Raw genomic sequence first — 20,956 nt, 5'->3', positions numbered from 1 at the left:
TAATTACAATAAAATTTTGCCGAGGAAGGTGAAAATATGAAAAAAAATAATCGATTAACACATTGTCCAGTTTGTGGTGGAGAGTTGGTTATATCGGAATTTAAATGTCCTGAGTGTGATGTTACTATTAGAGGAAGTTTTTATTTAGATGATTTTGCTAAACTTTCTGATGAACAATTATATTTTTTAAAAATTTTTATTAAAAATAGAGGCAATCTTTCTGATGTACAAAAAGAAATAGGCATATCATATCCAACTGCTAAAGCCCGTTTAGAAGGAGTTGTTAGAGCTATGGGATTTGCAGAAGAGAAGCCTAAAATAAATACTTTAAAAATATTAGAAAAAATTGAAAAAGGAGAATTAACTCCTGAGGAAGCAAAAGAAATTTTACGAGGGGGGAAGGTGGAAAAATGAATGGCATTTTAACTCCAGAAACTAAAGTTGAAGGAATCTGTTTTAATGGTGTTGGAATAGATTTAGATATATCAACAGGGAAAGAGACTTTTTTTGAATATGATAATTTCCCAGAAAATATAGAAATAGAAAATTATGTGAAAAACGGAATATGGCATTTAAATTTTAAACAAAAATCTGATTCTTTTCTAACAAAAATATTTGGTTTTTCATTTAATTCAGGATTTTCTGGTAATGCTAATTTAAGAGTGGATAAAAATATTTTTAGCTTTGACATTAATAATGTAAGCGGTGATATATCATTAAATAAGTTAGAACTTGAAAAATTTAAAGTAAAAACTGTTTCTGGAGACATTAATATATATAATTCAAAAATAAAATATTTAGAATTTTTTAGTACAAGCGGTGATTTAAGTTCTTCTAATTCTATTTTTTATTCTGTTGATATCAAAAATGTTTCCGGAGATTGTAATATAGATTATCTTGATAGTAAATTTAAAAACGTTTTTATTAAAACCGTTTCTGGAGATACGGAAATCTATATCTCTGGAAATGATATAGTTTTTATAAAAAAAGGCGCTTCTCCTTCAGGCAAAATCCATTCCAATATCCCTTTAAAATTTGATATTAATTCCCATAATATTCCTTCAAGATTTATCGATTTTAAAGGTGTAAGTGGTGATTTAATAATTAAATTAAAAGAGCAAATTAGTAAGCAGGATAACTTTTCAAATAAGAATACGAAAGAAAATGAAAATAAATTATCCACTAATGAATTACTCACTGCAGAAGAAAGAAAAATTTTAGAGTTATATAAAGCTGAAAAAATAAGTAAAGATTTCGCATTGGAATTATTAAAAAATATAGGCTATACAGAAAAAGATGCCGAAATTTTTCTAAATGAAAATATTGGAGGGATATAATGAAAAAATTTTTATTTTTCTCTATATTTATGTTTTTAAATATATTTATATTCTCAGCTAATTATTATGTTGAAGTAAAATTATTAGAAAAGGAAAAGGCTATTTTAGGGAAATTAAGAGTAGATTTAGAAAATACAGAAAAGCCATATTTCGCATTATTTCCAAATCTTGAAAGTCATGAAAATCCCTATTTAAATGCTTTGTTTGAAGATTATAAAAAAACAAAAATAGAAATATTAGAAGTAACGGATAAAAATAGAAACTATTTAGATTACTCTATTGTGAATTATAAATCAAAGAAATTCAGAAATTATCAGATAAAAAATGCTATATTAAATGTAAATACTGATGAAAAAACTATTATAATAAAATTTAAAACTTACTTTCTTTCAAAAAATTTCCCTGATAATGTAGCATTTGATGATATATTTATATGGAGATTTGGATGGTATCCTGTATTAATAGGTGAAAATTCTGATTATGCATTACCACATCACACTATTTCATTAAAAATAAATAACAATTCTAATTTTTACCCTGTTATTTCTGGAAAATTTAAAAATGGCATTTATTATTCTGAAGGGAAATATGTTTCAATGCCACTTGTATTTGTTAATAAAAAAATATATACGAATTTTACTTTAAACAGTAAAAATTATAAAATAAATATATGGTTTAGAAAAGGTCAAGAACAAAGAGCCGCTATAATGGCTACACATATAATAAAGGCTTTAGAAATACATACAAAAAATTTTGGAAAATTAAAATATTCCACTATAAATGTATTTCAAGATCCATATCCAGGAATTTATGGAATGGCTGCAGATGGTATGTTCTTGTTAGGTGATGGATTTTTTACCACGGCTGATCTAGTTTTACCGGGATTATTGGAACCTTTAACTTTTTATGTTGTTTCTCATGAATTAGCTCATATGTGGTTTGGTATTGGTGTTGGAGTTGATTTTATTAAAAATAACTTCATGAGTGAGTCTTTAGCAGATTATTCTGCACATATTTCGATGTATGAAAAATATGGTGATGACAGATTATACAATTCATATTTACCAGATATATTAACCGATACTTTTTCTGAAATACTACCGAAAAATTTCTCAGAATTAGATCAAAATGCCATCTTTTCCATAGGTTATTATAACATTGAAAATGCTATCGCAGATGATGCTGACAAAATTCCAGGAAATTTTTCATCCTATATATATTATAATAAAGGTAAAAGAGCTTTATTTTCAATAGAAGATTATCTAGGTAGAAAAAATTTTATAAAAATTCTCTCAGAGTATTATATGACATATAAAGAAAAGACTGTCAATGAAGATGAGTTTATTGCATTTCTATCAAAAAATATAAGTAAAGATATTCTATATGACCTTTTTAAAAATCCAAAAAAATTTGATGCTTTTATAAAACAAAAAAATGATAAAATCATTGTTGATTTAAATAATATGAAAATACCAACAAAAATCAGAGTTGTTACAAAAAATGCAACAAAGATTTTTACCACTATAAAAAATGTTGAATTTGAAAAAAAAGATATTATTTCAATTGATATAGACCCTGATATGCATACATTTGATGTTGAAAGGCATAATAATCATTATCCTATTCTTATTGATTCTTTTGGAACACAGAATGTTTCAAAATATGATGCTTACAAAATAAAAATCAAAACAAAAAGCGACGATTTATCAAATAGAACTCATATGTTTTTATCTTTTGAAAAATATCCTTACTATAGTTTAGGAATAGGTAGCTTCTATTCCGTAAATTATTCAGAAGAAACACAAAAATTAATATTAACAGATTCGGGTATTTCTTCAAATTTTGATTTTAAACCAAATCCATGGACAACTTTAAATTTAGGATATTCAAAAAGTTTATATACATCATTTCAAAATTTATATGGAGAAATATCATATTCTATACCTGAAAAAATTGATATTGGTAGCTTTTCAAAATCTATTTTTTCTACATCACAAATCATATTAAAAGGAAATTTATATGATTTTGATAACTTTTATATTAGCCCAACTATAGTCTATTCAAACCTTTATAATCTCGGAATTCATATTTCAGGAAGTTATTATTTTATAAATAATAACAATTTTTATAATAATGCTTATATACTAAATGGTGCATATTTTTTTGATAACTATTTTCCATTTTTTAATTCATTGAGTTTTGAATTTAAATATGCTGATAGTAAATTATTTAATCCGCTTTATGATAAAATACCTTTAACAAAAGATTCAGAAAATTTATTATTAACTTTCAAAGATTATGCAAAAGAAATTTATGGTTCTAATCTGGAAATATTTAATTCTTCTATTCTAATTGAAAATAGAACAAATATCTACAATTTATTTTCTATTGGAAATATAAATTATTCCTTAAATGCATTTTATAAAAGAATAGATTCAGAAAATTTATATGGTTTATCTTTTGTAATGTCACCAAAAATTTATTTTATAACAGATGAAATTATCCCTATTAACTTTGAATTTAATTACTACAATTTACCTTCTAAAAACTCAAATGCTTTTACATTTTCTTTTACTACATATTTAAATACAACCATAAGAAATATTGTTAAATAAAATAATAGCCAATCCATATGGATTGGCTATTATTTATCCTATTTAAATTCATCTATTTTTTCATTTAATAATATTTTTGCTATTCTCATCGACGCTCTTCCATCACCAAATGGATTCTTTGCTTTTGACATATTTAGATAAAAAGATTCATCGAATATTAATCTATTCATGCATTCTAAAACTTTTTCTTTATCTGTTCCTATTAATTTTGCAGTACCTGCTGAAATTGCTTCCGGTCTTTCTGTGGTTTCCCTTAAAACTAATGTAGGTTTTCCAAGCGCCGGTGCTTCTTCCTGTATTCCACCAGAATCTGTCATTATAAAATACGAACCGGACATTAAAGCTGTAAATTCAAGATATTCCACTGGATCTATTAAGATTGCATTTTCTACGCCTTTTAATATCGGAAATACAACATCTCTTACAGCAGGATTTAAATGCACAGGAAATACTAAATATATATCTTCATTTTTTAACAAAAATTCTTTTATCGCATTCATAACATTACTCATTGGTTCTCCCCAATTTTCTCTTCTATGCATGGTCATTAATATATATTTTTTCTTGTTTAATTGATATTTTTCTAATATATTATCTATCTTATTTTTATTCTTTTCTATTACCCATAATAACGCATCTATTACCGTATTTCCTGTTATATATATTTTTTCTTCACGAATTCCCTCTTTCAATAGGTTTTCCTTTGATTTTTGCGTTGGTGGAAAGTGCAATGAACTTATTACACCGGTGAGTCTTCTATTTATCTCTTCCGGAAATGGGTTATATATATTATCCGTCCTCAATCCTGCTTCAACATGACCAACTGGAATCTTATAATAAAAAGATATTAAAGCTCCAATAAACGTAGATGTGGTATCTCCTTGAACAAGGATATAATCAAATTTTTCGTTCTTAAAAACATAATCCATTTTATTTATTAAATTTCCTGTCAATTCTGATAATGTTTGTCTATGAGTCATAACATTTAAATCATAATCAGGTATTATTTCAAATAATTCTAAAACCTGATCAAGCATTTCTCTGTGTTGAGCAGTAGCTATTATTTTTGCATCAATTCCATATTTTCGCAATGTATGATAAACTGGAGCCATTTTTATTGCTTCTGGCCTTGTTCCAAAAATCAATCCTACTTTCATAATTCACTCTCCTTTGCATTTTTTCCATAAACTTTTATTTCCTTTTCTTTCAAGATAAACTAATCCTTCTTCTCTTAATTGATTTAATATTTTTCTAAGTTTGTGCTCTGATACATTATCAAATTTTTTTTCAAATATGAAAATTTAAATGATTCTGGAAATTCATTTTTTATTTTATTTTTTATTTCAAGATATATATCTTCCTTTTTTTGTGAAGGTTTATAATCTTCCATAATCTCTGCAATTTTAAAATGAGGAACATCCTCTTTATGTGATTTTAATGCTTCAAAATATCTATATGTCCATTCATTAGCTAATTTTCTATTACCCGCAAACACAATAGTAAGATCGCTATGATATGCATAAAGTTCCGCTATTGCTTTTAACATATAAGATGAACTATAATACTTAATTTTATTTTCATTTAAAAAATCAGAATAATTTTCTTCAATTACAAGTGCAGAATTTTTATAAGCTTTTAAATTAACTAAATGTTGATGAAAATTTGCCATTTGCGAAAATTCATGTATAACATTTTCAAAAGTTTTCCTTTCAACTACTCCTAATATTTCCCCGTTATCTTCAAGGGCGTAATCTCCTATTGGCAATTTTCTTTTTGAAATAATAGCTTTTGGAAATTTCCACGGATATCTTTCATTTGAATCTATAATAATATTCAATGTATCGTGATAATATGTTGTTAGTTTCACTTTTGGTTTGTTTTGTTTTAATCCCTGCTCTGTTCTCCAGAAAATTTGCTCATATTCACCTTCTTTCGTTTTATACTTTTTCTTTAAAAATAAAAAATCACATCTTTTTCTCATTTCTCTATCAAGGGCCATTACCAACCTTTTCCCAAGACGTTTTAAATATAATATTGGAACTTTTTCTATTATATTTTCTTTTTTTAAAATAAAATTTTCTTTTTCACGTACACAGAAAATATGCCCTTTTTGACCCGGCCATTTTTCCTGTACTCTTAAAGATAAAAGTATCTTGTTCCCCTGAATAATGGTTAATCTATATGGGAATCTTTTATTTTCTATTTTTTCTAATATAAAAAAAGTTTTTTTATTCATTTTCTCACCTACTTACACGCTACCGCGGGTATTGGTTTAAAAATTTTTGATTTTAATTAAAAAAACTTTTGAGCTATAGCTCGCTTGCAGCGGACTATATGATTTTTATTTATATTTTAAAAAGATATTTCATAATTTATCATATATTCAATTATATTAGAATTACTGAGTTTCATATTAAACAAAAGATTATTTAATTTGAGATCTAATGTTGTATAATAAATCTCATTTATATTCCCATAAGGTCCTTCCCACGTTTCAATATTTCCTTTTAACGTTTTATCAAAATAAGATGTACTCAAATTTATTTCACCTTGAACCACTTTTTCAAATATAAGTTTTATATTAAATTTATTTTTTATATATTCTATGGAAAATAATTGACTTTCTATTCCACTTCCATAATCATAACCCATTGGAATATCATATATTTTATTATTTTCTATATATCGCCCCGTAAATTTTAATAACTCCTGCCATCTATTATACATCCATGAATATATCTTATAATCTTCTATTTTTGTATTTAAATAACCATTAAATACTTTAAATACATATTGAAATCCATATCCCCATGCAAAAGCTGTTGGTTTATAATCTTCAGCACCGGATTCTGTAAGAGGTACAACAAAATCATCCATTGCTATTTCACCGTATAATTTAATCCCTTTTAAAGGAATAATTTCACCATCTATTGCCAACATCGCGTTTGAATAACCTTCACCATATGTGTTATGAAGAACATTCATAAAATTCAGGTCAACTAAGTCCGGAAACTTTCCACCTATTAAATTTAATTCATTGAAAGATATTCTTAAAAAATCTGTTGGTCTTAAGTCTAATCTATGAATTAATAGTGTTTTATATGGTTCATAATATCCCATATTTATACTTCTTCTATCAGAATTTCCATCTATCTGCATCTTTTGTATTTCTTTTTCTTCGTCTGTCAAATAAGAATTAAAAGCATATGCTCCAAAGTATATGCCCATATCTCCAAAAAGAAAATCTGTGGTAAATCCACCTGTTATTCCATCAACATATGGTAAAGAGTCTGATAAAAACACGCCTCTTTCTAATAATGACCAATCTGTTTTATATCTTCCAATTATAAACCAGAAAGAATTTATTTTTTTCCCAAAATATATCTGAAAATTTAGCTGATAATTAGTTGTAAAAGAAAATTTAAACGAATAGTCTTTATTTTTTATTTGAAATAGCGGTATTAATTCATATTTATTAGTATAATAATATGGAATATTTATTTTTATTTCGTTTTTTGATTTATCTGGATATGGAGTTATGGAGGTTTCTAAAACTTCTCCATTTAAAAGTTTATCATATATAAATATTTTATATTCTATATCATTTTCAAAATAAAAAGGAAAAACTGTCGACATTAACATTAAAAATATTAACACAAACAAATACTTTTTCATAATTCACCTCTTCCATAAAACGTTCAATATTATCATTGAATTTTAATAGGAATTATTAAAAACACTGAATAGTTTTCAAATTTCTGCTTATCGTATCTTAAATTTATATATTTAAGTTCCACATTTATATTATTGAAGAATCTGATATACATTTTAATTTTTTCATTAAAGAAATCATTACCAAAGGAAATTCCAGAATCCTGTTCATACAACATCAAAAAATTTCTATTTGATATATATGTTTGAAAACTTTGAACTTTGGAATTTTCATCATATTTAAATCCAAGTGGATAATCGTAAAAATATCTTGCTCCAGGTTCGTTTATTATTTCCAATGAACGATTATATAATCTGTTATATGGAATCTCATCTTCATATATTCCATTATCAACAAAATAATTTTCATATAACATTGAAAAGTATGTATCTTTGTGTATTTTAAATAATATTTCCGCACCATAACCATAGCTATTTTTATCTTTAAATGTATTGTAAGTATCCTGAACGTATAATCTGAAATTTTTATATTGCAATAATGCATCTATAGATATTAATCCATTTTTTGCATCTATTAAAGATTTTGATCCTCCATACAAATTCAAAGATGTTACTCCTATATTTATTTTATCAAAATTAAAATCTACTCTATTTGTTAATATTTCTCTAAAAGCATCAGTTGCATCTGTAGAAAATTGTTTTTCATATTCTTCTTCAGTTAGCATTGGTTGCATTGAAATTAATATTGTATTGAATGTTATTCCTTTAAATCTGTATTTGTAGTTTATATTTTCATAATATTTTGTTGCATCTGAAAGAATTAATGAATTTTTTAATGGTCCAAGAGATATTCTGGTTCTTCCTAAAATAAAACTCCAGTTATTATTTTTTAAGCTTAAATAGCTCAACGACGGCGTATCTAGTGTATCTCTTTTAATTAATTCAAAATTGTTATATATATCCAAAAAAGTCAAGTTTTTATATTTAAAATATGCACTATTTCCTTCTTTGAAATCAACTATAAATCTTGCATATAGATTATCATTATGATAAAATTCAAAACCAAAATTCATCCATGAATAAAATTCATTGTATAGATCACTAAAAAAAATCTTATCTTTTTCTAAGGTATAATATCCTCCACCATTAAATAGCACATTATTTTCCAATCTTTTTTCGAAACCAAACGGAAATTCAAATAATATATTAGATTTATAATTGTTATCTTCAATAAAAAACAAAGGAATTCCGGTATATAATATACCGGAATTTATATTTTTCGAACGTTGATAATAAAAGTCTATTGAATCTGGAAATAATAATTTTGCTGATGAAAAATTATAAACTGTTATTATTATAAATAATAGAAAAAATAATTTATTTTTCATATTATTTTCTCCCCGATAACCATTTTTTTCTTTTATTTAAATATATATTTCTAATTTCAGTTAAAATATTCTGATATTCTTTATCTTTAAAGTTCTGATAGGAATGGTCAAATGCTTTCCACTGATCATATACATACATTAATGTTATTTCTGCATATATTCCTTTTGATAAATAAATTCTATTACCCCATGGTTTTGTACTGGCAAGGACAAATTGCATATGGTGAATATATCCTATATCAAGATTAATTTTTCTTTTTCCATCAAAAGCATACTCTAATTCTATAGAATTAGTTATTGTTTTAGCATCTGCTAAAAATCCAGGCGAATATAAGTTTTTAAAACTTATCATCCTGGCTTTTATCTTTACATTTTGCCCCATTTCCAGATTATAATAATATGTATATTTTTGAAAATCTAATTCATCAGAAATATAATCTATTTCACCAAAATGTTTTTTTAATTTTTCCAATACATTTTCATGATATAACCAATAATCCGTATCTCCTGCTGAAAAAAAATGTATTACATAATTCACCCTATCTATATCTTTAATTTTCCCCATTTTCAATCACCACCTCAAAAGATTTTAATTTCACTTTATATATTTTTTCAAAAGTCTTTATTATAACCGTTCCGGAATTATTTGTAATTATTATTTTTTCATTTTTTCCAAGATTTATATTCCTTTTATTCTGGGGTTTAAGTTTTTCTCCGTTGATAAAAATAACTTCATTACTTTTATTTTCGATTTCTATAGGTAACTTTTTTGTAGATGCTACCATTATTAAATCTGAAGAATTATTTAATATGTTAATTATGAAAAACGAAGATATCAATATTAAAATTGATGCAATTAATATATAAATTCTATACTGATTCATTCCAATCCTCCACTAATTTTAACAAAAAATCTTTTTCATCATTGATATTATCATCCAGTTTATACATTTTTATTTTATTCAAAATTTCCCCAACTTTTTTACCCTTTATGCCTAATTTTATTATATCATTTCCTGTAATGTTTAATTTGAAATCTTTTATCTTTAATAGAAACTTTTTATATTTTTCTGTTGTTTGTAAATCAATATATCCCGACAAAACAATTAACAATTCATTATCAAATGAATCTGTTAATTTATAAAAATCTGAGAATAATGAATCTGGATTTATTTTTTTTAGTTCTTTTTGTAGTTTTTCAAATTTTTCTATATTATTAATAAACTTTTTTGGTAATCCATAACGATTAAATACATATGATTTTGCATCATTACTTTCATTAATAAGATAAGAATATAAAAATAAATGAAAAATTTTTACGCTTTTTATATATTGCAATGCATTTTCTTTTAACCAATTGTAGAAAATTAATACTCTTTTAAAAATTTTTATTTTTTTTTCATTGTATTTTGTATATAAAAATAGATGATCTAATATTTCTAATCTCCCCATTTCTTTGAGAGAATCTATTATATTCCTTTCATTTAAAATTTTTTCAAATTCTTCTCTTAATCTCATTCCAGTAACTTTTTCAATATAATTGTTTTCTACTGTGGTTTTTAGTAATTCATATGTTCTATTTTCAATTATAAAATTAAAACGATTTTTAAATCTTATAGCCCTTAAAATTCTTGTTGGATCTTCTATAAAACTTAAGTTATATAATACCCTAATAATACCTTTATCTAAATCTTTCTTGCATCCAAAAAAATCAAGTAAAACACCAAATTCTTCACTATTTAATTTTATAGCCATAGCATTTATTGAAAAATCTCTTCTATATAAATCTTTTTTAATTGTACTTAATTCTACTTTTGGCAAATCTGCTGGTTTTTCATAATACTCAGTTCTGGCTGTAGCAATATCTATTCTAAATCCATCCTTAAAAAACAATGAACCTGTATGAAATTCACTATGTTCAACAAATGTTGCCCTTAAATTTTTTGATGCATATTTTGAGTATTTTAATCCATCGCCTTCGACCACTATATCTATATCAAAATTCTTTTTACCCAATAACAAATCCCTGACAAATCCACCAACAACATAAACTGGCATATTCAATTCACTTCCATATGCACCTAATAACCTTAAAAGATTCATATATTTTGAAGGAATATATTTTAGCATCTTCTTTAATATATTATATTTATGAACTTCTTCATTATATTCAATAATTATATTAGGCTTTGATTTATGAAATACTTTTCCTTTAATCAAATCAGACCTTGTTATTATTCCCATTAACATATTATTCTTATCTATAACTAATAATCGTCCTATTCCATTTTCAAGCATTTTATATCTTATTTCTTCAATTGGTGTTTCAGGCAAAACTGATACAACATTTTTCGTTATTATTTCCTTTACAGGAAATTTAGATAGTCCATGATTTATAGCTTTTTCAATATCTTTTTTGGTTATTATACCTATTAATTCATTTTTTTCAATTACAGGTAAACCATTGTGTCCTGTTTGAATCATTATTCTATATACTTTTTCAATAGCTTCATTTGATAAAACAGTCCTTACTGGTGAGGACATTATATCTCTGGCTTTAATAGCAGGAATATAGTTTTCTCTAATTTCATTGATTATTATATCAAAAGCTTTATCCATACTCTTTTCTTTCAAATCAAATACTATCATATTATTTTTTACTTCAGGATTGAATTTTTTAAATATATTTATATCACATTCAAAAGTATAAAAAAATATATATGCTTTTATTATTTCAGAAAGTTCAAGTACTATTAGAATATCTGATGGATATTTTTCATGCAATATTCTTCCATACTTTTTTATTTCTATGATTTTATTTTCTATATATGTAAAATTTACTTTTAAATAGCCTATTTTTATTTTTTTTATGTTTTTTTCCAAAATTTGTGGTATATCCATACAATCACTCACTTTTTATTTTTTATTAGAACATTTTTAATCTTTTCAACATCTAAATAATATGATTAAAAAAAGAACATTAAAATTTTTATCTTTAAATGCAAAATAAAAAATCTAAGTGTAAAATATGGTTATAATTTCTCAGGAGTGGTAAAAATGATAAATATGAAAATTAATCCTGATAATATTAATCCCATACTTGGTTATAAATTAGACCCAGGAGAACCGGGAATAGCCTCGGGAGCTCCTGCTTCAATGAGTATTATACGTGTTTTATCTCAAGAAACTGGCAATTTAATGGCATTTAAAAAAGAAGCCATTCAAAACGGAGGATATGTCATATACAGCAAAATATCTCTTGATATTCAAAAAAGAGGTGCTTTCCTCGCCGCCGTTGCTGGAAAAACACAGGTAATGATTGCATATAAAAACAAAATGGACAATAGTCCAAAAAATGACGATAATATAATCGAAAATAATCCAAATAAATTAGATAATAAAAAGGATGATAAGATAAAAAGGCTGGAAGAATTAATCAATAATCTTAAAAATTATATAAAAACAGAAACCGACCCTGATATAAAATCAGAATTGGAAAATAAAATAAAAACACTTGAAAATAAGTTATTAATGTTAAAGCTGGGTAATGCTATTTCAAATCAAAATGATGAAATCCTCGGAATGATTTTTACAGCTTATTTTTAATTATTTTTTCTGTAATTCTTAATCATTCTTTTTTTGCAAATTATTAAAATGTTCTTCTAATTTATCTAAATCTATGAGTTTTTCTTTGTAGATTGATTCTTCTTTTGGGTGCGATGGTCTTTCTTTTACCTTTTCCATTGCTTTTAAAACTTCTGATAAAACTTCTGCTCTTATTTGAAATGTATATGTTTCAAGTTCAGAAAATATCCTTCCTTTTTCTGTAACTACGTATTTAGGGTGTAAATGGTTTAGAGCTAAAGCTATAACATCTGCCCTACAACGATCACAAATACACATATCAACATTTGGCATGCTAAACATTTCATTGGTTATATCTTCAACTAAATGCTCTAAAACATTAAAAATATGGTATTTTTCTATAATCATATCATCCACCTTCCTTTATGTAAATAGATATTTTTATATCACCATAATTATACTCCTTATCCAATATTAAATCACCATATGTTTTTTTCAACTTTTCCCTTTTAGAATGTTCTACTATTATTAATGTGTTTTCATTATATATATATTTATTTTCACTTATTTTTTCCAGAGCTTCATCTGCAATTCCCATTTGAAATGGTGGATCTAAAAATATTAGATCGTATTTTTCTGTTAACTTTTTCAAAGCTTTTCGAAAATCTGAACATATTAATTTTAGTTTATTATTTATTTTTAAAATTTTCGAATTCTTTATTATGGTCGAACATGCTTTTCGTGATGTTTCAATTATAGTTACTTTTTCAGCTCCAGAACTAATAAATTCAAAAGAAACTACCCCAGATCCTCCAAATATCTCCAGTGTATTCATATCTTTTACATCTATTATATTCATTAAAGCTCTTCTTACATTCGCAGGAGTATATCTTGTTCTTTTGTCAGGAACAATATTTATTTTTCTACCTTTTAATATTCCATTTTCTATTGACAACATCTTTATTTATGCCTCCAGCATCCTTAATTTTTTCCCATAACGTCTATATATTTCATATTTTAGAGTTTTATATTTTTTTAGTTCAGGATCTTCTTTTAATATTTCTAATGCATCCTTTCTTGCTTTTTCTATTAATTCTGTATCTTTCAATATGTCTAAAAATCTAAAATCTGGTAATCCGTGTTGTTCTGTCCCAAAAAATTTTCCAGGTCCTCTCCATTTTAAATCAATCTCCGACACTTCAAAACCATTCGTTGTATTAGCAAATAATCTCAGTTTTTCTTTTGTCTCAGCAGATACATTTTGACTCATAATCAAAAAACAATATGCCTGTTTTTTGCTTCTTCCCACTCTACCTCTTAATTGATGTAATTGAGATAAACCAAATCTATCAGCATGTTCAATTACCATAATTGTTGCATCTGGTATATCCATTCCCACTTCTATTACAGTGGTTGATACTAATATTCTAAATTCTTTATTTATAAATTTCTCCATAATATCATTTTTTTCCAGAGGTGTCATTTTTCCATGTAACAATCCAACTCCATATTCTCTAAATCTCTCTTTCAATATATCATACATTTCAGTAGCAGCTTTCAATTCCATTACTTCAGATTCATCAATTAAAGGATATACGAAAAAAGCTTGATTTCCTGACTCTAATTCTTTATCTATAAATTTATAAATTTCATTTACTTTGTTTTCTTTTAGTAATAATGTTTTTATCTTTTTTCTTCCCGCAGGCATTTCAGTAATTATAGAAACATCCAGATCACCATATAATGTCATTGCCAGAGTTCGGGGAATTGGAGTTGCTGTCATGAATAAAATATCTGGCATTTTACCTTTGCTTATCAAAGCCAATCTCTGCTTCACTCCAAACCTGTGTTGTTCATCTATTACGACTAACCCCAATTTTTTAAATTCTACATCATCCTGTATTAAAGCATGGGTGCCTATTAATATATCTATTTTATTCTTTATCAAATTTTCTTTTATTTCTATTTTTTTAGATTTTTTTGTTTCTCCCAATAGTATTTCCACATTAATTCCAAACTTTTCAAAATCCTTTTTTAACCTTTTATACTGTTGTTTAGCCAAAACCGATGTTGGAACCATTACTGCTCCTTGAAATCCACTTTCAAAATTATCAATCAAAGCTAATTCAGACACTACAGTTTTTCCAGAACCAACATCTCCCTGAAGTAGTCGGTTCATAGGCACATCTTTTTTCATATCTTCTCTAATCTCTTCAAAAACCTTAATTTGTGAATTGGTCAATTTAAATGGTAAGGATTCCATAAATTTTTTTGATAATTCACCATTTATTTTTTTTGAAAAACCTTTCTTTAATTGGATTTTTAGTTTTTGAATTAATACTGATAATTCAAATAAAAATATTTCTTCATATCTAAGTGTATCTTTTGCTTTTTTGAGATGATAAAAACTTTTTGGAAAATGTATTCCCTTTATTCTTGATGGAAAATTTAAAAATTTATATTTTTTTAATAATTTTTCAGGTATAAACTCTTTCACATTATTAGCATATTGAATAGTTTCTGAAAAAATATTTCTCATAGTATTTTGATATAATCCTTTTTTTAACGGGTATATTGGCATGATTCCCGTTTTTATTTCATCAATAGAAGTTATAACTTGAAAATCAGGGTTTTTCATCTGTTTTCTTCCAAAATCAATCTCTAGCGTACCATAAACTGCAACTTTCATTCCTATATTTAAAAATTTTTTTATATATTCTTGATTAAACCACGTTAATATTATAATAGAATTATTTTTATCTTCTAAAACATAAGAAAGTATTCTTAATGTTCCAACTTTTTTTTCTTCATAATTTACTATATTTCCAACAATTAAACAATTTTGTCCATGGTAACAATCTAATATACTCTTTATTTCTCTTCTGTCTTCATATTCTCTTGGAAAAAAATAAAACGTATCTTCAATATTATTAATCCCTAATTCTCTCATTAACGTAGCTCTTTTTTTCCCTACTCCTTTTATAAATTTGATATCTGTTTTCAATGGCAATTCTTTATGAAGAGCAGCAGGAGTATCAATTAAATATATATTCTTTAATTTTTCAATTAAATTAAACCCTTCTTTTATTCTTCTAATTCTTCTCTCTTCTGATAATTTATTTATGGGTTTGTAATATGCTAAAAATGAGCCTATTTTCTCTTTTAGGCCCTTTTCTTTTTCTATAATATTTATATTATTTTCACAAAATCTGTATATTTCCGGGAAAAAAGTATTCCACGAAATTTCTTTATTCAATCCTCTTTTTAAGTATTTTTCGAGTTCTTTAAAAAAATCCTCAAGAAACATTATAAAGGATTTTCCTCCCCATAAACACCCAATCCAAAAACCTCTGGACCACTATGACATGCAACTGTTGGCCAGATTCTCCCCTCAATTAATTCATATTTATAATTTAATTTTTCAAATTTTTCCATAAACATATTAAAAACTTTATTTTCCTGTTCTAAATTTGACTCAAATCCATGCACTTTATAAATTTTTATATTATATGGTCTTTCTTTTATAAATTCAAAGGCATTATCAGCCATCACTTTGAAAACTTTATTTATTCCTCTTACTTTTGTTAAAGGGGTTATTTCCCCATCCTCAACTGTTAATACAGGCAAAATTTTCAATAGTGTACCAGCCATACCTGCTGCTTTTCCTATTCTTCCATTTTTTATAAGATATTTTAGAGTTGGAACTGAAAATTCCATAAAAGTGTTATTAATAATTTTTGGTATTAAATCTTCAATTTTTTCAGAAGGAATTTTTTCATCTACTAATAATTCAACAATTCTTCTTGCTACCAAAGATGCTCCTATTGATACCATTTTAGTATCAATAATTTTAAGATTAATATTAGCAAGCATATTTCTTGCCATTTGCGCAGTATTATATAATCCAGACATTTTAGATGAAAAATGTATATCAACTATTTCTTCGTATCCCTCTTCCATTAATTTTTCATAGATGTTCATTATTTCTTTTAAAGATGGTTGTGCAGTATGAATTTCTTTAGCATTTTTTACTAAATCATAAAATTTGTCATGATTTAAACTTATTCCATCAGTATATTCTCCGCCGTCAACATATACTTTCATCCCCATAAATTTCAAATTATATTTTTTTATCCATTCTTGCGTTGGGGAACATCCAGAATCTATGATTATAGCTCTTTTCATTTTATTCCTCCTTAACAATAATTTTATTTCCTTCTCTCTTAAATATAAGTCCATTTAATTCTACTTCTTGAATATTATTATGGTTTAACATAAATATTATAAGTTTATCATAAAATCTTGTCTTCATATACACATCATATATCGAATACTGTGAATTAACTGATTCGATATTTTTTATTTTTAAATAAAAATAAAATGTTATAGAATTTAAAATAATAACTATGGTTAATAAAATTATTGCTATTCTCATTTTAAAAATTCATATGTTTTTATGAAATTTTCTACTCTACTTTTATATCTATAATCAGGATATTTTTTTAGATATTCCACATAAAAACTATATACATTTTCATAATTTTTGGATACAGCTTTTGATAATTTTAAAGCCAAATCTTCCTTTTTATTTGATTTTAAATAAAAATATAAATCTTCAAAAAATTTAAATGAATTATCTGGTATTCCTCTAAATTTCTTTGCCATATAATAATCAGCTTTTCCTTCCTTTTTTGATATCTTTATTATATTGTCTACAACTGTTTCATATCCCAAGTATTGATTAAAATTAAACATTATTCTCATGTACTCAGTATATACATCTTCCCATTCCGGGAATCTATTCCAGCCTCCCGGTAATATTTCAATAGTTTTATTATACCAATGAATAAAATCATTATAATACTTTTCTTTTAATCTATTTATTTCTTCAACAATATCTTCTTCTGTCTTAAAAAATTTTTCTATATTGCTTAAATTTTGAAATATTAAAACATTTAATTTAGCAATTAACCTATATGCATTTTTTTCATTAAAAGATGTATAATCGCTTTCTAATTGATCAATTTCATCTTGTACTATCTGAATATAAGCTAAAGCCTGTAATAATTGTTTATTATTATTATCCTTTAACAACTCATAGAGTTTCATTATAGTATCCCTTATTTGATATCTATTAAATGGCATTAAATCTATTGATCCTTCAAATTTATTTAATATAAAATTATAATCTGGAGTTTCCATTCTCATATATTTTTCAAGATTATTATAATCTATTTCCATTAATCTATATGGAGCTTTAGCTAATAATTGGGCCAGATAAAATCCAGATTTTCCAAAAGCAGAATTTGATTTTAATGATTTCAAAAAGTATTTTTTAGCCTTTTTATATGACTCAAAAGCCTTATTTTCATACTCTGTTTTAGCAGATATATATTTTTGTTTTTGCTCCTCTAAATTTTTTATTTCCATTGATATTTTTTGTAAATCCAAAGGATTTGTAACTTTATAACTTTTATATTCCTGTATCTTTTTATCTATTTGTCTTAAAACATCTGGTATTTGTTTTTTTACTACATTTTCATATGCATCAATTTTCATATATTCAGTATTTCCTATTTTAAAATAAACCTCAGCTGCTGTTGACTGAATTTTTAAATAAGATACAATTATACCTATAACAAAAAAAACTAATAATAAAACTTTCAATCCTTGTTTTGAAATTCTTATTTTTCTTGTTTCTCCAAATTGCCTGGAAAGTGCCACCGATGTAATGAATAATGCAGACATTATATTTGGATGAAGATGCATTGGAAATTCTGTAAATGAATGTATTGCAACTATAGTTAAACTCCACGCAAATAAATTAAATAATAAAATTTTGTCAAAGTCTTCTATTTTAAAAACTCTTTTCATAAAAACTGTTATTAACCCGAATAATAACAAAATTATTGGTATAAATCCAAAAAGACCTGTTTCACCTAAAACCTGTAGATAATCATTATGAGCTCTTTTAAAATTATTCCAAGCATAGTAAAATTTTTCAGGATCTCTTGACTGAATATCTGCCATATATCTAACAGCATAAACAGGGTAAGTAGCTATTCCCCCACCTATAAATCTATTTTCTATATGATTTTTATCCTGCCATTGTTCAACAGCAGCTAACCAGGATAAGGTTCTTTCATCCCATGAAGATACTGATGCCATTGCCCCAATTCTTTTTGATGCTACCACTTCTCCACTTTTATTAAATGGTGAAGGAATGTTAAACATTATAAACAAAAATAATATTGACAAAAAAACTGACAGCAAAGGTACGATGAATCGCTTAGATGTTATATATTTAACTTTTTCTTCATCTTTATTTTTTAAAATACTAAGAGTAAAAAAAATTGCAAAAATCATCATTCCCAGAAAAAAAGATAAATAAATTGAACGTGTCTGTGCAAATAATAATACCCAGAACATTATAAAAACAGATATTATGGAAAAAATTTTTTTTAATATATCAGAATTTCTAGATAATGCAAAATATATACCTATTGGTATCATTTGCCCCATATAATCGGATACAAAATTTGGATTTCCAATTGTTGTTCTTAAAGTAATTCTTTGAGATGGATCACCATATTTACCAAAAAAGATGTCAAATCCAAAAAATTTATTTAGAAGACCATCAAATCCAATTATAAATCCTGTAATTAAAAAAATAAACAAAGCATCCTCAATATATTTATAATCTTTCCCAAATCTATTAGTTAATATATAAGAAACAAAAACAATAATTAAAGTATATAATGATACTTCAAATGAATATCTAAAATAATATTTATTCTGAATAATAACACTTATTAAAGAAAACAAAGTCGCTATACCAAATAAAGAAAAATATACATGATTTAATGAATATTCTATTTCATATTTTTCTTTTTGAATTTTATAGTAATAAATAAAAAACATTATTGTGAAGAATAATGAAAAAACAAGATGCTTCTGTGTTGAATACTCGTATACCCAATTTGGAACCATTAAAAAAGGTAATAACAAAAAAAATAGTCCCATTGCAATTATGTCTTTAGGATATTTTGATAATTCTTTCATATTCACCCTCCCTCGAATTTTTTCTTTCTATAATATCATACCACAAATTTTTTATTTGGCAACACACAAAATAAATAAAAATAGTATATAATTATATATGAGAAGAAAATATAGAGCAGGGAGGAGAAAAAATGGATAAATATACACATCATCATATGAAACACAAAAAAACTTTAAATGTATTAAAAACTGCGAGAGGACAGGTTGAAGCTGTTATAAAGATGATAGAAGATAACAGATATTGTATTGATATATCAAAACAAATTTTGGCTTCTATATCTTTATTAAAAAAAGCTAATTCACAAATTTTAAAAGAACATCTCGAAACTTGTGTAAGAGAAGCTGCATATTCGGATAATTCAAAAGAAATAGAAATAAAATTAAAAGAATTAGAAGATGTTATAGAGTATATAAATAAAACTTTGTAAAATATAATAATATATATTTAATTTTTTAATTTATTGTTGTTAATTATTTTATATTAAAAGTTTAGATTTATTTTATATATAGAATTAAGTAATTCTCTATTTTATTTCGTGCTGTAAGATTTTAACAGAAATCGGATATAATATAAACGAAAAATATCACTTATTTCAGGAGGAAACTAATGTGATTATACCATTAAGTAGTTTAAAAATAGGAATGGATGGCATAATTGTAAGATTGGAATTTGATGAAAATGTTAAAGAAAGATTTATCGCCATGGGTTTAATCCCTGGAAAAAAAATAATATATATACACGAATCTCCTTTTGGCGATCCAATGGTATTTAAAATAGATGATAATAAAATCATGATAAGGAAAAATGAAGCTCAAAAAATTTTTGTAGAAGTTACAAATGAAATATTTTCTTTAGATGAAGCTTCACCTGGACAATATGAAATTTTTTTCATTAAAGGCGGAATCTTTTTCAAAAAGGATATGGAAAGTTTAAATTTATATGTTGGAAAGCAAATTAATGTACTTAATAATCATCGTGGTAAAGTAACAATAACCATAAATGGAAAACAAATAATCTTTGGTAAAGGTCGTGCAAAAAAAATTCTTTTAAAAAAAGAATAAAAGAGTGGTGAGCATATGATAGATCAAGTTCTAACATTTTTGAAAAACACAAACGAAAATATTTCTATAGATGAAATTAAAAGGAAATTCAATTTAAATAATCAAGAGTTGGAAATTTTATTCCCCTTTTTAATATCTAGCGGCATAAAAATAAATACATTTGATTCATTAAATTTAAAATGCAGTGATTGTCCAATAAATAAATTTTGTGATAAAAAAAATTGTGGAGGGTAAA

20 protein-coding genes are annotated in these 20,956 nt (G+C 25.1%); 7 read left to right on the top strand and 13 right to left on the bottom strand.

Features of this window, described 5'->3' with window-relative positions:
• Nucleotides 1–36: 36 nt before the first annotated feature.
• From X275_RS07090 to X275_RS07080, 3 genes are read left to right on the top strand one after another with little or no spacing between them, the layout of a single operon-like run.
• Nucleotides 37–414, top strand: coding sequence for a DUF2089 domain-containing protein (locus X275_RS07090; protein WP_047265329.1), 378 nt, complete (start codon nt 37–39; stop codon nt 412–414).
• Nucleotides 411–1,337 carry a DUF4097 family beta strand repeat-containing protein gene (locus tag X275_RS07085; protein ID WP_047268162.1) on the top strand — a complete coding sequence of 309 codons (927 nt, stop codon included), beginning with the start codon at nt 411–413 and terminating at the stop codon, nt 1,335–1,337. Before X275_RS07090 ends, X275_RS07085 begins: the two co-directional genes overlap by 4 nt.
• A complete protein-coding gene (locus tag X275_RS07080) occupies nt 1,337–3,952 on the top strand; it encodes a M1 family aminopeptidase (RefSeq protein ID WP_047268161.1) in 2,616 nt (871 codons plus the stop codon). Before X275_RS07085 ends, X275_RS07080 begins: the two co-directional genes overlap by 1 nt.
• A gap of 38 nt (nt 3,953–3,990) precedes the next feature.
• Here the strand turns inward: X275_RS07080 and wecB are convergent, their stop codons facing one another.
• From wecB to X275_RS07045, 7 genes are all read right to left on the bottom strand, one after another.
• Entirely contained in the window at nt 3,991–5,109 is a 1,119-nt protein-coding gene (gene wecB, locus X275_RS07075) for a non-hydrolyzing UDP-N-acetylglucosamine 2-epimerase (RefSeq protein WP_047268160.1), read from the bottom strand.
• An 83-nt stretch (nt 5,110–5,192) separates the two neighbouring features.
• The gene (locus tag X275_RS07070; RefSeq protein ID WP_197072618.1) at nt 5,193–6,188 is read right to left on the bottom strand and encodes an ERCC4 domain-containing protein; all 996 of its coding nucleotides are present in this window, start codon (nt 6,186–6,188) and stop codon (nt 5,193–5,195) included.
• 116 nt (nt 6,189–6,304) lie between these two features.
• Nucleotides 6,305–7,627: a hypothetical protein gene (locus X275_RS07065; protein ID WP_047268159.1), complete on the bottom strand. Its 1,323-nt coding sequence runs from the start codon at nt 7,625–7,627 to the stop codon at nt 6,305–6,307.
• A 32-nt stretch (nt 7,628–7,659) separates the two neighbouring features.
• A complete protein-coding gene (locus tag X275_RS07060) occupies nt 7,660–9,012 on the bottom strand; it encodes a hypothetical protein (RefSeq protein WP_047268158.1) in 1,353 nt (450 codons plus the stop codon).
• A 1-nt stretch (nt 9,013) separates the two neighbouring features.
• The gene (locus X275_RS07055) at nt 9,014–9,577 is read right to left on the bottom strand and encodes a DUF4416 family protein (RefSeq protein ID WP_047268157.1); all 564 of its coding nucleotides are present in this window, start codon (nt 9,575–9,577) and stop codon (nt 9,014–9,016) included.
• A complete protein-coding gene (locus X275_RS07050) occupies nt 9,564–9,896 on the bottom strand; it encodes a hypothetical protein (protein WP_047268156.1) in 333 nt (110 codons plus the stop codon). The genes X275_RS07055 and X275_RS07050 overlap by 14 nt, the downstream gene beginning before the upstream one ends.
• Nucleotides 9,883–11,913, bottom strand: a complete 2,031-nt coding sequence (locus tag X275_RS07045; RefSeq protein WP_052913712.1) for a CBS domain-containing protein — start codon at nt 11,911–11,913, stop codon at nt 9,883–9,885. Before X275_RS07045 ends, X275_RS07050 begins: the two co-directional genes overlap by 14 nt.
• A gap of 156 nt (nt 11,914–12,069) precedes the next feature.
• Here X275_RS07045 and X275_RS07040 point away from each other — a divergent pair, with 156 nt between their 5' ends.
• Nucleotides 12,070–12,618 carry a hypothetical protein gene (locus X275_RS07040; protein ID WP_052913710.1) on the top strand — a complete coding sequence of 183 codons (549 nt, stop codon included), beginning with the start codon at nt 12,070–12,072 and terminating at the stop codon, nt 12,616–12,618.
• Nucleotides 12,619–12,636: 18 nt separating this feature from the next.
• Here the strand turns inward: X275_RS07040 and X275_RS11115 are convergent, their stop codons facing one another.
• Genes X275_RS11115 through X275_RS07010 form a run of 6 tightly spaced genes read right to left on the bottom strand, consistent with a single transcriptional unit; the run spans nt 12,637 to nt 19,659 of the window.
• Nucleotides 12,637–13,005 (bottom strand): late competence development ComFB family protein, encoded by a 369-nt coding sequence (locus tag X275_RS11115; RefSeq protein WP_052913146.1) that lies wholly within the window; start codon nt 13,003–13,005, stop codon nt 12,637–12,639.
• A 1-nt stretch (nt 13,006) separates the two neighbouring features.
• Nucleotides 13,007–13,555 (bottom strand): 16S rRNA (guanine(966)-N(2))-methyltransferase RsmD, encoded by a 549-nt coding sequence (gene rsmD / locus X275_RS07030; RefSeq protein ID WP_047268155.1) that lies wholly within the window; start codon nt 13,553–13,555, stop codon nt 13,007–13,009.
• A 6-nt stretch (nt 13,556–13,561) separates the two neighbouring features.
• Nucleotides 13,562–15,904, bottom strand: coding sequence for an ATP-dependent DNA helicase RecG (recG, locus tag X275_RS07025; RefSeq protein WP_047268154.1), 2,343 nt, complete (start codon nt 15,902–15,904; stop codon nt 13,562–13,564).
• Complete coding sequence (locus X275_RS07020) at nt 15,904–16,782, bottom strand: DegV family protein (protein WP_047268153.1); 879 nt, start codon at nt 16,780–16,782, stop codon at nt 15,904–15,906. Before X275_RS07020 ends, recG begins: the two co-directional genes overlap by 1 nt.
• 1 nt (nt 16,783) lies before the next feature.
• Nucleotides 16,784–17,032 (bottom strand): hypothetical protein, encoded by a 249-nt coding sequence (locus X275_RS07015; protein ID WP_047265317.1) that lies wholly within the window; start codon nt 17,030–17,032, stop codon nt 16,784–16,786.
• Nucleotides 17,029–19,659 (bottom strand): O-antigen ligase family protein, encoded by a 2,631-nt coding sequence (locus X275_RS07010; protein WP_047268152.1) that lies wholly within the window; start codon nt 19,657–19,659, stop codon nt 17,029–17,031. Before X275_RS07010 ends, X275_RS07015 begins: the two co-directional genes overlap by 4 nt.
• A gap of 131 nt (nt 19,660–19,790) precedes the next feature.
• Here X275_RS07010 and X275_RS07005 point away from each other — a divergent pair, with 131 nt between their 5' ends.
• The 3 genes from X275_RS07005 (at nt 19,791) to X275_RS06995 (ending at nt 20,955) form a co-directional block, all read left to right on the top strand.
• On the top strand, nt 19,791–20,087 hold the full coding sequence (locus X275_RS07005; RefSeq protein WP_231588295.1) for a metal-sensing transcriptional repressor: 297 nt from the start codon (nt 19,791–19,793) through the stop codon (nt 20,085–20,087).
• A gap of 181 nt (nt 20,088–20,268) precedes the next feature.
• A complete protein-coding gene (locus X275_RS07000) occupies nt 20,269–20,721 on the top strand; it encodes a ferrous iron transport protein A (RefSeq protein ID WP_047268151.1) in 453 nt (150 codons plus the stop codon).
• Nucleotides 20,722–20,736: 15 nt separating this feature from the next.
• Nucleotides 20,737–20,955: a hypothetical protein gene (locus X275_RS06995; protein WP_047268150.1), complete on the top strand. Its 219-nt coding sequence runs from the start codon at nt 20,737–20,739 to the stop codon at nt 20,953–20,955.
• The last annotated feature ends 1 nt before the right edge of the window (nt 20,956 follow it).

This window comes from Marinitoga sp. 1197 (assembly GCF_001021165.1).
Lineage (GTDB): Bacteria > Thermotogota > Thermotogae > Petrotogales > Petrotogaceae > Marinitoga.
Note: the sequence above shows the minus strand (reverse complement) of the source record. Positions and strands in the feature narration are given on the sequence as shown.

Excerpts from the sequence above, each read along its gene's own strand:
- X275_RS07070 (WP_197072618.1), bottom strand. The coding sequence starts at position 6,188 with ATGAATAAAAAAACTTTTTTTATATTAGAAAAAATAGAAAATAAAAGA.
- X275_RS07080 (WP_047268161.1), top strand. The coding sequence starts at position 1,337 with ATGAAAAAATTTTTATTTTTCTCTATATTTATGTTTTTAAATATATTT.
- X275_RS07010 (WP_047268152.1), bottom strand. The coding sequence starts at position 19,659 with ATGAAAGAATTATCAAAATATCCTAAAGACATAATTGCAATGGGACTA.
- X275_RS07050 (WP_047268156.1), bottom strand. The coding sequence starts at position 9,896 with ATGAATCAGTATAGAATTTATATATTAATTGCATCAATTTTAATATTG.
- X275_RS07090 (WP_047265329.1), top strand. The coding sequence starts at position 37 with ATGAAAAAAAATAATCGATTAACACATTGTCCAGTTTGTGGTGGAGAG.
- X275_RS07055 (WP_047268157.1), bottom strand. The coding sequence starts at position 9,577 with ATGGGGAAAATTAAAGATATAGATAGGGTGAATTATGTAATACATTTT.
- X275_RS07005 (WP_231588295.1), top strand. The coding sequence starts at position 19,791 with ATGGATAAATATACACATCATCATATGAAACACAAAAAAACTTTAAAT.
- X275_RS07040 (WP_052913710.1), top strand. The coding sequence starts at position 12,070 with ATGATAAATATGAAAATTAATCCTGATAATATTAATCCCATACTTGGT.
- rsmD (WP_047268155.1), bottom strand. The coding sequence starts at position 13,555 with ATGTTGTCAATAGAAAATGGAATATTAAAAGGTAGAAAAATAAATATT.
- X275_RS07045 (WP_052913712.1), bottom strand. The coding sequence starts at position 11,913 with ATGGATATACCACAAATTTTGGAAAAAAACATAAAAAAAATAAAAATA.
- wecB (WP_047268160.1), bottom strand. The coding sequence starts at position 5,109 with ATGAAAGTAGGATTGATTTTTGGAACAAGGCCAGAAGCAATAAAAATG.
- X275_RS06995 (WP_047268150.1), top strand. The coding sequence starts at position 20,737 with ATGATAGATCAAGTTCTAACATTTTTGAAAAACACAAACGAAAATATT.
- X275_RS07015 (WP_047265317.1), bottom strand. The coding sequence starts at position 17,032 with ATGAGAATAGCAATAATTTTATTAACCATAGTTATTATTTTAAATTCT.
- X275_RS07065 (WP_047268159.1), bottom strand. The coding sequence starts at position 7,627 with ATGAAAAAGTATTTGTTTGTGTTAATATTTTTAATGTTAATGTCGACA.
- X275_RS07060 (WP_047268158.1), bottom strand. The coding sequence starts at position 9,012 with ATGAAAAATAAATTATTTTTTCTATTATTTATAATAATAACAGTTTAT.
- X275_RS07020 (WP_047268153.1), bottom strand. The coding sequence starts at position 16,782 with ATGAAAAGAGCTATAATCATAGATTCTGGATGTTCCCCAACGCAAGAA.
- X275_RS11115 (WP_052913146.1), bottom strand. The coding sequence starts at position 13,005 with ATGATTATAGAAAAATACCATATTTTTAATGTTTTAGAGCATTTAGTT.
- X275_RS07085 (WP_047268162.1), top strand. The coding sequence starts at position 411 with ATGAATGGCATTTTAACTCCAGAAACTAAAGTTGAAGGAATCTGTTTT.
- recG (WP_047268154.1), bottom strand. The coding sequence starts at position 15,904 with ATGTTTCTTGAGGATTTTTTTAAAGAACTCGAAAAATACTTAAAAAGA.